Source organism: Streptomyces sp. NPDC001222, assembly GCF_042896945.1.
GTDB classification, from domain to species: domain Bacteria; phylum Actinomycetota; class Actinomycetes; order Streptomycetales; family Streptomycetaceae; genus Streptomyces; species Streptomyces gibsoniae.
On the sequence record NZ_JBIAXT010000007.1, the window covers coordinates 213,472 to 226,088 of the forward strand.

Annotated in this window: 8 protein-coding genes; 5 read left to right on the plus strand and 3 right to left on the minus strand. The window is 70.3% G+C overall.

Going from position 1 to position 12,617, the window contains the following annotated elements; translation table 11 throughout:
- Window positions 1-148: 148 nt before the first annotated feature.
- A complete protein-coding gene (locus ACFY2Z_RS13125; RefSeq protein WP_390744255.1) occupies window positions 149-1,261 on the minus strand; it encodes a LacI family DNA-binding transcriptional regulator in 1,113 nt (370 codons plus the stop codon).
- A gap of 453 nt (window positions 1,262-1,714) precedes the next feature.
- Here ACFY2Z_RS13125 and hisC point away from each other — a divergent pair, with 453 nt between their 5' ends.
- The 5 genes from hisC (at window position 1,715) to ACFY2Z_RS13150 (ending at window position 10,639) form a co-directional block, all read left to right on the plus strand.
- A complete protein-coding gene (gene hisC, locus ACFY2Z_RS13130; RefSeq protein ID WP_390744256.1) occupies window positions 1,715-2,794 on the plus strand; it encodes a histidinol-phosphate transaminase in 1,080 nt (359 codons plus the stop codon).
- Between the two features lie 499 nt (window positions 2,795-3,293).
- Entirely contained in the window at window positions 3,294-4,802 is a 1,509-nt protein-coding gene (locus tag ACFY2Z_RS13135) for a cytochrome ubiquinol oxidase subunit I (RefSeq protein WP_390744257.1), read from the plus strand.
- A gap of 20 nt (window positions 4,803-4,822) precedes the next feature.
- Window positions 4,823-5,836 (plus strand): cytochrome d ubiquinol oxidase subunit II, encoded by a 1,014-nt coding sequence (gene cydB / locus ACFY2Z_RS13140; protein WP_390744258.1) that lies wholly within the window; start codon window positions 4,823-4,825, stop codon window positions 5,834-5,836.
- Window positions 5,837-5,896: 60 nt separating this feature from the next.
- Window positions 5,897-9,424 carry a thiol reductant ABC exporter subunit CydD gene (cydD, locus tag ACFY2Z_RS13145; protein WP_390744259.1) on the plus strand — a complete coding sequence of 1,176 codons (3,528 nt, stop codon included), beginning with the start codon at window positions 5,897-5,899 and terminating at the stop codon, window positions 9,422-9,424.
- Between the two features lie 165 nt (window positions 9,425-9,589).
- Complete coding sequence (locus ACFY2Z_RS13150; protein ID WP_390744260.1) at window positions 9,590-10,639, plus strand: peptidoglycan DD-metalloendopeptidase family protein; 1,050 nt, start codon at window positions 9,590-9,592, stop codon at window positions 10,637-10,639.
- 17 nt (window positions 10,640-10,656) lie between these two features.
- Here the strand turns inward: ACFY2Z_RS13150 and ACFY2Z_RS13155 are convergent, their stop codons facing one another.
- Entirely contained in the window at window positions 10,657-11,535 is an 879-nt protein-coding gene (locus tag ACFY2Z_RS13155) for an HAD hydrolase family protein (RefSeq protein WP_390744261.1), read from the minus strand.
- Between the two features lie 108 nt (window positions 11,536-11,643).
- Window positions 11,644-12,546: an LLM class flavin-dependent oxidoreductase gene (locus ACFY2Z_RS13160; RefSeq protein WP_390744262.1), complete on the minus strand. Its 903-nt coding sequence runs from the start codon at window positions 12,544-12,546 to the stop codon at window positions 11,644-11,646.
- Window positions 12,547-12,617 lie beyond the last annotated feature (71 nt).

Genomic DNA, 12,617 nt, shown 5'->3' on the forward strand with positions numbered 1-12,617 from the left:
GCTGCGACCAGGTACGTCACGCGCCCACGGGCGGTCTGCACGTCACCCGCACGGGCAGCCTGTGCGTGACCCGTGGCACCCCACCGACGGCTCGGAGCTCCGAACTGAATCGGGAGTGCGGGCCGGGCGCCCGTCTCGTTCGGAGCTCTCACCCCTGCTCGGGCGACCGGGGCGGGCTGACCGTGGTCCGGGGCGGCCGCCGCTGGGACGAGGTGCGCACGATCAGCTCCGTCGGTATCACCTGCTCGACCGGCTGGTCCGACTCGATGCCCTCGATGGCGTCGATGAGGAGCTGGACCACTGCCGTACCGATCCGGCGCGGCTTCAGGGAGAGCGTCGTGACGGGCGGCTCGGTGTTCGCGTAGACGGCGGATTCGCTGCAGCAGACGAGCAGCAGGTCCTCGGGGACGCGCAGTCCGTAGCGGCGCGCGGCGGCGAGCAGATCGGTGCCGTTCGGGTCGAACAGTCCGTAGACCGCGTCGGGGCGGTCGGGGCGGGCCAGCAGCCGGTCGGCGGCGACGGCGCCCGCGCAGGGATCGTGGGCGGGATAGGACTCGTAGACCGGATCCTGCCCGACGCGCTCGCACCAGTTCAGGTAGGCGGTCGTGGACAGATGGGTGTAGGTGTCCGTCGTGGTGCCGGTCAGCAGTCCGATGCGCCGGGCGCCGGCGGCGGCCAGATGGTCGAGGATGCCGAGGACCGCGGCCTCGTGGTCGTTGTCCACCCAGGCGGTGACCGGAAGGGTGCCGGCGGGCCGGCCGTCGGAGACGACGGGTAACCCCTGCCGGACCAACTCGCTTACCACCGGGTCCTGGTCGGACGGATCGATGACGACGGTGCCGTCCAGGGCCACGTTGGACCACACGTCGTGGCGCGAGGTGGCGGGCAGGATGACCAGGGCGTAGCCCCGGGCGAGCGCCGCGGAGGTGGCGGCCCGGGCCATCTCCGCGAAGTACGCGAACTCGGTGAAGGTGAAAGGTTCATCCCCGTACGTGGTCACGGTCAGGCCGATGAGGCCCGACTTGCCCGTACGGAGGGTGCGGGCCGCGGCCGAGGGCCGGTAGCCCAGCCGGTCGGCGACCTCGCGGACATGGCGTCGGGTGGCGTCCGGCAGCCGGCCCTTGCCGTTGAGGGCGTCGGACACGGTCGTGATGGAGACTCCGGCGGCAGCGGCCACGTCTCTGATGCCTGCCCGGCCCGGCCGACTGCCTCGGCGGGCGGTCTCCGCCCGGCTCACCTGGTGCTTCCCTGCTGCTGTCATGGCGAGCCGATAGTAGGGCTCATGTGGTGGGGTAGTGCGGACGCATATGCACGCGTTGACAGGCACGTTTCTGCATGGTGAGTAGTGGGGAAAAGCCTTGGAATGTAAGGGGCTTGAACGATCCAAGGGCAGTACGTGACGTGTTGACACGCATGGGCCTGCCAAGGTGGCCATATTTCGAAGAGGTCTCAACTCACCTTCACGAGGGATGCGCGCCACGGCGCGAGCCACGGGCGCGTGCGATGAAAGGCGACGCGCCCCCTCATCCATGCGCCTTTCTGTGACGATGCGCCCGGGTTCGTACGGCGTGGCCGGCCCGGTTTCCGGGACGGCGGCACGCAAGCCGACTCGGTTGTCCACAGCCCATTCGCAGCGGCGCCGAATCCTCATAAGGTGAGAAGCATTGGAAGCCGGTGGCGGTCATGAGCCGGTGCGTGCGCGAGGAGGACAGCGGTGAGCGAGACGAGCCCGAGGCTGCGTGCCGAGCTGGAGGGTATTCCCACCTACAGGCCCGGCAAGCCCGCCGCGTCCGGCGGCCCGGCGGCCTACAAGCTGTCCTCGAACGAGAATCCCTATCCGCCGCTGCCGGGCGTGATGGAGAGCGTGATCGAGGCGTCCGGGTCCTTCAACCGCTACCCCGACATGGCGTGCACGGGGCTGATGGCCGAGCTGTCGGAGCGTTTCGGTGTGCCGCAGTCGCATCTCGCGACGGGCACGGGCTCGGTCGGGGTGGCCCAGCAGCTGCTGCAGGCCACGAGCGGCCCGGGCGACGAGGTGATCTACGCCTGGCGGTCCTTCGAGGCGTACCCGATCATCACGCAGATCAGCGGCGCGACCGCGGTCCAGGTGCCGCTGACGCCGGACGACGTGCACGACCTCGACGCGATGGCGGACGCGATCACGGACCGGACCCGGCTGATCTTCGTCTGCAACCCCAACAACCCGACCGGCACGGTCGTGCGCCGGGCCGAGCTGGAGCGTTTCCTCGACCGGGTGCCGAGCGATGTGCTGGTGGTGCTCGACGAGGCGTACCGGGAGTTCATCCGCGACGTCCAGGTTCCGGACGGCGTGGAGCTGTATCGCGAGCGGCCGAACGTCTGTGTGCTGCGCACCTTCTCCAAGGCGTACGGTCTCGCCGGTCTGCGGGTCGGTTTCGCGATCGCCCATGAGCCGGTTGCGGCGGCGCTGCGCAAGACGGCGGTGCCCTTCGGCGTGAGCCAGCTGGCCCAGGTGGCGGCGGTCGCGTCCCTGCGCGCGGAGGACGAACTGCTGGGCCGGGTCGGCTCGTTGGTGTGCGAGCGCGCCCGTGTGGTCGAGACCCTGCGGGCCCAGGGCTGGACGGTCCCCGAGACCCAGGCGAACTTCGTGTGGCTGCGGCTGGGGGAGCGCACGGTCGACTTCGCGGCCGTCTGCGAGCAGGCCGGTGTGGTCGTCCGGCCGTTCCCGGGCGAAGGGGTGCGCGTGACGATCGGCGAGTCCGAGGCGAACGACATCTTCGTGAAGGTGGCGGAGGGCTTCCGCAGGGACCTCTGACCCTCCGGGCGCGGGTCGGCGATTCTCCCGTGCCGCCCCGTGCCGTGAGCCGGTACGGGGCGGCGCCCGTGGGGTGCGGCGGGGCGGACATGTGCCGCCCCGCCTCTGTGCTGCGTGTGGCATGTATGTGACAGCGATCTCCGGACGGGGGGCAGGGGCCGGGCGCCTGGAGGGGGCCGGCGCCCAGCAGCCCTCTTAGAGCTCCGGACAAAATGGGCGCCCGGCTCGCGGCGTCTGGCACGCACGCTCGCGGCGTTGCCGAAAGGCCCTGGTAGCTCCGCTACAAGGACCTTCCGGTGCCTTGCGATCGCACGCACCAGACGCCGCGAGCTGATCGGACTCCCATTTTGTCCGGAGCTCTTAGGGCCCCCCGCCCGTCAGCCCTCGAATCCATATGCGCCATAATTGCTTGTGAATGTGAACGCGTTCACAAGCCCCTCCTCAGGGGTGTGCCAAACGGGGCAAGCTGCCGCTTGCGACCACGGTAAGGAGAGACGACGTGGACCTGGCTTTGGCGCCGGAGACTCTGGCGCGATGGCAGTTCGGCATCACCACCGTCTACCACTTCCTGTTCGTCCCGCTGACGATCTCGCTCGCCGCGCTGACCGCCGGCCTGGAGACCGCCTGGGTGCGCACGGAGAAGGAGAAGTACCTCCGGGCGACGAAGTTCTGGGGCAAGCTCTTCCTGATCAACATCGCGATGGGCGTGGTCACGGGCATCGTCCAGGAGTTCCAGTTCGGCATGAACTGGTCCGCCTACTCACGCTTCGTCGGTGACATCTTCGGGGCGCCCCTGGCGTTCGAGGCCCTCATCGCCTTCTTCTTCGAGTCGACCTTCATCGGGCTGTGGATCTTCGGCTGGGACAAACTGCCGAAGAAGCTTCACCTCGCCTGTATCTGGATGGTCTCCATTGGCACGATCCTGTCGGCGTACTTCATCCTCGCGGCCAACTCCTGGATGCAGCACCCCGTCGGCTACCGGATCAACAAGGTGAGGGGGCGGGCCGAACTCACCGACTTCTGGCACGTCCTGACGCAGAACACCGCACTCGCCCAGGCTTTCCACACCCTGACCGCGGCCTTCCTCACGGGCGGCGCGTTCATGGTCGGCGTCGCCGCCTACCACCTGGCCCGCAAGAAGCATGTCGCCGTGATGAAGACGTCGCTGCGGCTGGGCCTGATCACCGTGGTCATAGCCGGTCTGCTCACCGCGGTCAGCGGCGACACGCTCGGCAAGGTGATGTTCAAGCAGCAGCCGATGAAGATGGCCGCCGCCGAGGCGCTCTGGGACGGCCAGGACTCCGCGCCGTTCTCGATCTTCGCCTACGGCGATGTGAGCCAGGGCCACAACAGCGTCGAGCTGTCCGTCCCCGGAGTGCTGTCCTTCCTCGCCAACGACGACTTCACCTCGTATGTCCCCGGCATCAACGACACCAACAAGGCGGAGCAGCAGAAGTACGGCCCGGGCGACTACCGCCCGATCATCCCTGTCACCTTCTGGGGCTTCCGCTGGATGATCGGTTTCGGAATGTCGTCCTTCGCCCTCGGCGTGGCCGGACTCTGGCTCACCCGCAAGAAGTTCATGCTGGCCCCCCATCTGCGGGTCGGGGAGGACGAGGTGCCGCATCTGGTCCTTTTCAGGAACAAGGCCCTCGCCCCGGTGCTCACCACCTGGTTCTGGCGCATCGCCGTGTGGACCCTGGCGTTCCCGCTCATAGCCAACTCCTGGGGCTGGATCTTCACCGAGATGGGCCGCCAGCCATGGGTCGTCTACGGCGTGCTGCGCACCCGTGACGCGGTCTCCCCCGGCGTCTCCCAGGGTGAGGTCATCACCTCGATGACCGTGCTCACGCTGCTCTACGCCATCCTCGCGGCCATCGAGGTCAAGCTGCTCGCGAAGTACGTCAAGGCCGGACCTCCGGAGCTCACCGAGTCCGATCTCAACCCGCCCACCAGGATCGGCGGCGACCCCCAGGACGCCGACAAGCCGATGGCCTTCTCGTACTAGGCCGAGGGAGCGCTCACATCATGCAACTTCACGACGTGTGGTTCGTCCTCATCGCGGTTCTCTGGACCGGCTACTTCTTCCTGGAGGGCTTCGACTTCGGAGTCGGCATCCTCACCAAGCTGCTGGCTCGCGACCGGCCCGAGCGGCGGGTGCTGGTCAACACGATCGGCCCGGTCTGGGACGGCAACGAGGTGTGGCTGCTCAGCGCGGGCGGCGCGACCTTCGCCGCGTTCCCCGACTGGTACGCGACCCTCTTCTCCGGTTTTTATCTCCCGCTGCTGATCATCCTGGTCTGCCTGATCGTGCGCGGTGTGGCCTTCGAGTACCGGGCCAAGCGGCCCGAGGAGAACTGGCAGCGCAACTGGGAGACCGCGATCTTCTGGACCTCGCTGATCCCGGCGTTCCTGTGGGGTGTGGCCTTCGGCAACATCGTCCGGGGGGTGAAGATCGATCAGCATCTGGAGTACGTGGGCGGTTTCTGGGATCTGCTGAACCCCTTCGCGCTTCTCGGTGGACTGGTGACCCTGAGCCTGTTCACCTTCCATGGGTCGGTGTTCACGACGCTCAAGACCGTCGGGGACATCCGGCGGCGGGCGCAGAGGCTGGCTCTGGGAGTCGGCCTGGTGGCCGCCGTGGCGGCGCTGGTCTTCCTCGGCTGGGCGCAGATCGACCAGGGCGACAGTAAGAGCCTGGTCGCCCTGTGGGTGGCGGTCGCCGCTCTCGTCGGGGCGCTCGTGGCCAACCAAGCCAAGCGTGAGGGATGGGCGTTCGCGCTCTCCGGCCTCACCATCGTGGCGGCCGTCGCGATGTTCTTCCTGACGCTCTTCCCGAACGTCATGCCGTCCACGCTCAACCCCGCCTGGAGCCTGACGGTGAGCAACGCCTCGTCGAGCCCCTACACCTTGAAGATCATGACCTGGTGCGCCGGCATCGCCATGCCGATCATCCTGCTCTACCAGGGCTGGACCTACTGGGTGTTCCGCAAGCGCATCGGAACGCAACACATCTCCGATGCCGCCGGAGCCATGCACTGAGTCTGGTGGGTGGGGTGTTTCACGTGAAACACCCCACCCGGACCGAAGGGCGTGTTTCACGTGAAACCAATCGATCCCCGTCTCCTCCGGTACGCCCGTGCCACCCGCCTCTTCCTCATGGCGGTGGTCGGTCTGGGCGTCGTCGGGGCGAGTCTGGTCGTCGCCCAGGCGATGCTGATCGCCACAGTGGTGGTCGGCGCCTTCCAGCACCATGACTCGGTCGCCGCGCTGCGTTCACCGTTGCTGCTTCTGGTGGCCGTCGCGGTGGGCCGCGCGCTGGTGTCGTGGCTCACCGAACTCGCCGCCCACCGAGCCAGCGCGGCCGTGAAGTCCGAACTGCGGGGGCGGCTGCTGGCGCGTGCGGGGGCACTCGGTCCCGGATGGCTGACCGCACAGCGGACCGGGTCGCTGGTCGCTCTCGCCACACGAGGAGTCGACGCCCTGGATGACTACTTCTCGCGCTATCTCCCCCAGTTGGGACTCGCGGTCGTGGTGCCGACGGCCGTGCTCGCGCGGATCGTGACCGAGGACTGGGTGTCTGCGGCGATCATCATCGGCACGTTGCCGCTGATTCCGATCTTCATGATGCTCATCGGCTGGGCCACGCGTTCCCAGATGGACCGTCAGTGGCGCCTGCTCTCCAGACTGTCCGGTCACTTCCTCGATGTGGTCGCCGGTCTTCCGACACTGAAGGTGTTCGGCCGGGCCAAGGCGCAGGCCGAGTCGATCAAGAAGATTACCGCCGAGTACCGGCAGGCGACCATGCGGACCCTGCGGATCGCCTTCCTGTCGTCCTTCGCACTCGAACTGCTGGCCACGATCTCGGTCGCACTTGTCGCGGTGACCATCGGCATGCGGCTCGTCCACGGCGACATGGACCTGTACATCGGGCTGGTCATCCTGGTGCTCGCACCGGAGGCGTATCTGCCTCTGCGTCAGGTCGGCACGCAGTACCACGCGGCGGCGGAGGGACTCTCCGCGGCCGAGGAGATCTTCACGGTGCTGGAGACACCGGTGCCGGCCTCGGGGACACGGCGTCTCCCCCACGGGGAGATCGCCTTCGAGGAACTGACCGTGCGCTACCCGGGCCGGTCGTCCGACGCGGTGTCCACGGTGTCCCTGACGGTCGCACCGGGGGAGACGGTCGCTCTCGTCGGACCGAGCGGCGCAGGCAAGTCGACGCTGCTGAACGTGCTGCTCGGGTTTGTGACGCCCACCGAGGGTCGGGTACGGGTCGGCGGAGTCGACCTCGCCACGGCCGATCTGGAGGAGTGGCGCGCACAGATCGCCTGGGTGCCGCAGCGGCCGCATCTGTATGCGGGGACCATCGCCGAGAACGTACGGCTGGCCCGGCCCGGCGCGGACGACGCGGCGGTGCGTGGCGCGTTGGAAGATGCCGGTGCGCTGGAGTTCGTGGACCTGCTGCCCGCCGGGACCGACACCCTGCTCGGTGAGGACGGGGCGGGGCTCTCCGCCGGTCAGCGGCAGCGGCTGGCCCTGGCCCGGGCCTTCCTCGCCGACCGTCCGGTGCTGCTGCTCGACGAGCCGACCGCGTCCCTGGACGGGGCGACCGAGGCCGAGGTCGTGGCAGCCGTGCGCCGGCTGGCGGCCGACCGGACGGTGCTGCTGGTCGTACACCGTCCCGCGTTGCTCGGCCTCGCCGACCGGATCGTCCGCCTGGACGTGGACGAGCGCTCCTCGAACGGTCCTCTGCCAGCCGTGCTGCTGCCCCGCCCCCGGACGCCGGAGGCGCCCGCGACCCACGATGAACAACCTCCTGCCCCCGCAGCGGCAGAGCACGGCGGCGTGCTCGCCCGCGTCCGTGCGACGGCGGGCCCCCACCGAGGGCGGCTGGTGCTAGCCCTGCTGCTCGGGGGCCTCGCACTCGGCAGCGCCGTCGGTCTGATGGCCACCTCCGGCTGGCTGATCTCGCGGGCCTCTCAGCAGCCGCCGGTGCTGTATCTGATGGTCGCCGTGACGGCCACGCGGACGTTCGGCATCGGACGCGCCGTGTTCCGGTACGCGGAGCGGCTGGTGTCGCACGACGCCGTGCTGCGGATGCTGGCCGACACCCGGGTCGCGGTCTACCGGCGCCTGGAACGTCTCGCACCGGCCGGTCTGCGCACGACCCGGCGCGGCGACCTGCTCTCGCGGCTCGTCGCCGACGTGGACGCCCTGCAGGACTACTGGCTGCGCTGGCTGTTGCCCGTGGGGGCCGCGCTGGTCGTCTCGGCGGGTTCGGTCGGCTTCACTGCGTGGCTGCTGCCCGAGGCCGGCGCCGTCCTCGCCGCCGGGCTGCTGGCGGCCGGAGTCGGCGTGCCCCTGGTGACAGGTGCCGTGGCGCGTCGGGCGGAACGCCAACTGGCCTCGGCCCGGGGAACGCTGGCGACCCGGGTGGCCGATCTGCTCACGGGAACCGCCGAACTCACGGTCGCCGGTGCACTGCCGGCGCGGACCGCCGAGGTACGGCGGGCCGACGGGGTGCTCACGCGGATCGCCTCACGCGCCGCGACCGCCACCGCCCTGGGCGACGGGCTCACCACGCTCGTCACCGGGCTGACCGTCGCGGCGGCGGCTCTTGTGGGGGCACAGGCCGTCGCCGGCGGACGACTCGTCGGCGTCACCATGGCAGTCGTGGTGCTCACCCCGCTGGCCGCGTTCGAAGCGGTCCTGGGGCTGCCGCTCGCGGTGCAGCACCGGCAGCGGGTGTCCAGGAGTGCGGAGCGGGTGTACGAGGTGCTGGACGCCCCAGAGCCCGTACGCGAGCCGGAACGGCCGCTGCCGGGGCCGTCGTCGCCCTTCCCGCTCGTCCTGGAAGGGCTGACCGCCCGCCACGACGGACAGCAGCGCGACGCGCTCACCGGGCTCGAGCTGACCCTCGAACAGGGCCGCAGGATCGCCGTGGTCGGCCTCTCAGGTGCGGGCAAGACGACGCTCGCTCAGGTGCTGCTGCGGTTCCTGGACCCGGCGGCGGGCGCGTACACCCTGGGCGGCACGGACGCCCGCGCGCTGGACGGCGACGAGGTACGTCGCATGGTCGGACTCTGTGCTCAGGACGCTCATCTTTTCGACAGCTCGGTACGGGAGAACCTGCTGCTCGCACGGAAGGACGCGAGCGAGGGGCAGTTGCGTGACGCGCTCGCGCGGGCGCGTCTGCTGGACTGGGCCGACGGGCTGCCCGACGGCCTCGACTCGCTGATCGGCGAGCACGGCGCACGGCTGTCCGGCGGCCAGCGTCAGCGGCTGGCGCTGGCCCGGGCTCTGCTCGCCGACTTCCCCGTCCTCGTCCTCGACGAGCCCGCGGAACACCTCGATCTGCCGACGGCGGACGCGCTCACCAGGGACCTGCTGGCCGCCACGGAGGGCCGTACGACGGTGCTGATCACCCATCGGCTGGCCGGGCTGGACACGGTCGACGAGGTGCTCGTGCTCATGGAGGGCCGGGTGGTCCAGCGCGGCCCGTACGCGGAACTGGCGGCGGTCGAGGGGCCGTTGCGCACGATGGTGGAGCGGGAGGCCCGAGGGGATCTGCTGGGCGACCGGGCGGGACACGGGGGCCGGACGGTGCCGGCCCTCGTCGACGCCTGACGGACAGCACCCGTACGGCACGGGAGCCAGCACGGCCGACCTCCGGCCGGGGGACGCCGCTGGGCCATCTGCGGCCGCCCGTTCCCCCGGCCGTGGGACGTCAGCAGGACGATGGCCGGGACACGGGCCACGATCGTTGACATGCCTTCATTTCTCCTTTCTTCCATGTTTGTTCCGTTCCTCCTGGGCACGCTCGCGGTGAACCCCGCCTGGTCCGCCACGTCAGGGGGTGGGAACGGGGCGGCGAGCGACGGTGCTGACACCGGGCTCAGCGTCAGGGTGGCGCGGCTTTACGCGGACTCGGCGGCGGTGACACGGCAGTACGACACCGGGCGCCAGGAGGCCGCGAAACAGCGCGCCATAGCCGGGCGGGACGAGAAGCTCCTCACCCATGAGCACGGGCTGATAGCCGCCCTGCACCAGGATCTCGGCAGGGTGGCCCGGGCCCAGTACCGCCAGGGCGGCGGACTCCCGTACAGCGCGCAGACCTTGCTTCCGGACAGTGCGAAGGAACTGATAGCGAGTCAGAGCACGCTCGCCCGGCTGGACCTCGCGGTCGCGAACGCGGTCATCCGGAGCCGTCTGACGGAGGCCGGCCTCGCCGCCGAGCGGACACAGGCATCGGCACGGTGGCGGGCGCTGCAGAAGCGGAACGAGGAGCTGGTGGCGCGCAAGCAGGCCCTCGAGGCGAAGCTGGAGCAGGCGCGATGGGCCCTGCAGAGCCAGGCCAACGTGTCAGCGGCCTCGGGGACCTGCCGGGCGGCAGTCCGCCTGGATCTGCCGGGGCGTAAGACCGGCCACCCCTGGGTGGCGCCGGTGGAGGCGTACCGGCTCTCCGCGGGCTTCGGCAGCGGCGGCGACCACTGGTCGCACGGGCACACGGGCCAGGACTTCGCGGTGCCCATCGGTACACCGGTGCGGGCGGTCGGGTCCGGGCAGGTGGTACGGGTGAAGTGCGGCGGTGCGTTCGGCATGGAGGTCGTCATCAGACATCCGGGCGGCTACTGCACGCAGTACGCCCATCTCGCCGCCGTGACCGTCGGCCCCGGCGACCGGGTGACGACCGGGCAGCTGATCGCCCAGTCGGGCACGACCGGCAACTCGACCGGACCGCATCTGCACTTCGAGGTCCGGTCCACCCCGGAGTGGGGGTCGGGTATCGACCCCGTGCCCTGGCTGGCGGCGCACGGCGTGCGGCTTGTCAGGCCCCGGTGACCTGGCGGCCGGGCGGCCTACGAGCGGTCCGCGAGGATCTGCTCGATCACCACGGCCACCCCGTCCTCGTTGTTGGCGACCGTCCGCCCGGACGCCGCGGCGACCACGTCCGGATGGGCATTGCCCATCGCGTACGACCGGCCCGCCCAGGTGAGCATCTCCACGTCGTTCGGCATGTCGCCGAAGGCGACGACCTCCTCGTGGGAGATGCCCCGCTCGGCGCAGCACATCGCGAGCGTGCTCGCCTTGGAGACGCCGGGGCCGCTGATCTCCAGCAGTGCGCTGGGGCTGGACCGGGTGATGGTCGCGCGGTCGCCGACGGCAAGGCGGGCCAGCGCGAGGAAGGCGTCCGGGTCCAGCTCCGGGTGGTAGGCGAGGATCTTCAGCACCGGTTCGCCGGCGCCCGGCGCGCCCGGCGCCAGCAGTTCCTCGGCGGGCGCGCGGAGGTCAGGGATCTCCAGGTGCAGCTTCGGGTACGCCGGCTCCTGGTGGAAGCCGTATGTCTGCTCGACCGCGTACACCGTCCCCGGTGCGGCGTCCCTCAGCAGCCGTACCGCGTCGAGTGCGTTCTCCCGGGCCAGCTCACGGACCTTGACGAACCGTTGTGTGCCGGGGCCGCCGTGCAGGTCCACCACGGCCGCGCCGTTGCCGCAGATGGCCAGCCCGTGCCCGTGGACGTGGTCGCTGACGACGTCCATCCAGCGGGCCGGGCGGCCGGTGACGAAGAACACCTCGATACCGGCCTCCTCGGCGGCGGCCAGTGCGGCGACCGTGCGCTCGGAGACCGACTTGTCGTCGCGCAGCAGGGTGCCGTCGAGATCTGTCGCGATCAGCCGGGGCTGAACGGTGGAGGCCGGGGTCTCGGGCTGTCGGGTCGCTGAGGTCACGGGCGCCATTCTCGCGCATATGCCCGCACGGGCGTGCGTGAGTCCGCACACGTGAGTGGTGACGCTCCTCACCAGCGCCGTCACAGCACGTCACACCCCGGCAGGTCCCGGTCTCGATCAGTCGAGCTGGGCCAGGGCCTCCATGGCGATCTGCTCGAAGATCTTCTCGTCCGCCGCGAAGTCGGAGTCGGGGATGGGCCAGTGGATCACGATGTCCGTGAAGCCGAGCTCGGCGTGCCGGCCGGCGAAGTCGACGAACGCGTCGAGTGACTCCAGCGGCCGCCCACGGTCCGGGGTGAAGCCGGTGAGCAGGATCTTGTCGAGGTCCGTCACATCGCGGCCGATCGCGGCGCACGCGTCGGCCAGCTTCGCGGTCTGGCCGCGCAGGGCCTCCACCGACTGCTCCGGGGTGCCGGTCTCGTACAGCTTCGGATCGCCGGTCGTCACCCACGCCTGGCCGTGGCGGGCGGCGAGCTTCAGTCCGCGGGGCCCGGTCGCGGCCACCGCGAAGGGCAGCCGGGGTCGCTGGACGCAGCCGGGGATGTTGCGCGCCTCATGGGCGGAGTAGTGGACGCCCTCGTGGGAGACGGAATCCTCGGTGAGCAGCCGGTCGAGCAGCGGTACGAACTCGCCGAACCGGTCGGCGCGCTCGCGCGGCGTCCAGGGGTCCTGGCCGAGCGCGGTGGCGTCGAAGCCGGTGCCGCCCGCTCCGACACCCAGCGTGATCCGGCCGCCGGAGATGTCGTCGAGGGAGATCAGCTCCTTGGCGAGGGTGACCGGGTGCCGGAAGTTCGGCGAGGTCACCAGGGTGCCGAGACGCAGCCGGTCGGTGACGGCCGCCGCGGCCGTCAGGGTCGGCACCGCGCCGAACCAGGGGCCGTCGCGGAAGGACCGCCACGACAGGTGGTCGTAGGTGAACGCGGTATGGAAGCCGAGCTGCTCCGCGCGCTGCCATGCGGAACGCCCGCCCTCGTGCCAGCGCAGGTACGGCAGGATCACGGTGCTCAGACGCAGACTCATGCTTCGAGCGTAAGCGGAGGCGCGGGGTGCTCTTTGCGCGGGCTTGATCGGCCGGGCCTGGGCATCGGAGG

What these genes read in the sequence shown, in the direction of transcription:
- cydB (WP_390744258.1), top strand. Translation starts at nt 4,823, where the DNA reads ATGCAACTTCACGACGTGTGGTTCGTCCTCATCGCGGTTCTCTGGACC.
- ACFY2Z_RS13150 (WP_390744260.1), top strand. Translation starts at nt 9,590, where the DNA reads ATGTTTGTTCCGTTCCTCCTGGGCACGCTCGCGGTGAACCCCGCCTGG.
- ACFY2Z_RS13125 (WP_390744255.1), bottom strand. Translation starts at nt 1,261, where the DNA reads ATGACAGCAGCAGGGAAGCACCAGGTGAGCCGGGCGGAGACCGCCCGC.
- ACFY2Z_RS13160 (WP_390744262.1), bottom strand. Translation starts at nt 12,546, where the DNA reads ATGAGTCTGCGTCTGAGCACCGTGATCCTGCCGTACCTGCGCTGGCAC.
- ACFY2Z_RS13155 (WP_390744261.1), bottom strand. Translation starts at nt 11,535, where the DNA reads ATGGCGCCCGTGACCTCAGCGACCCGACAGCCCGAGACCCCGGCCTCC.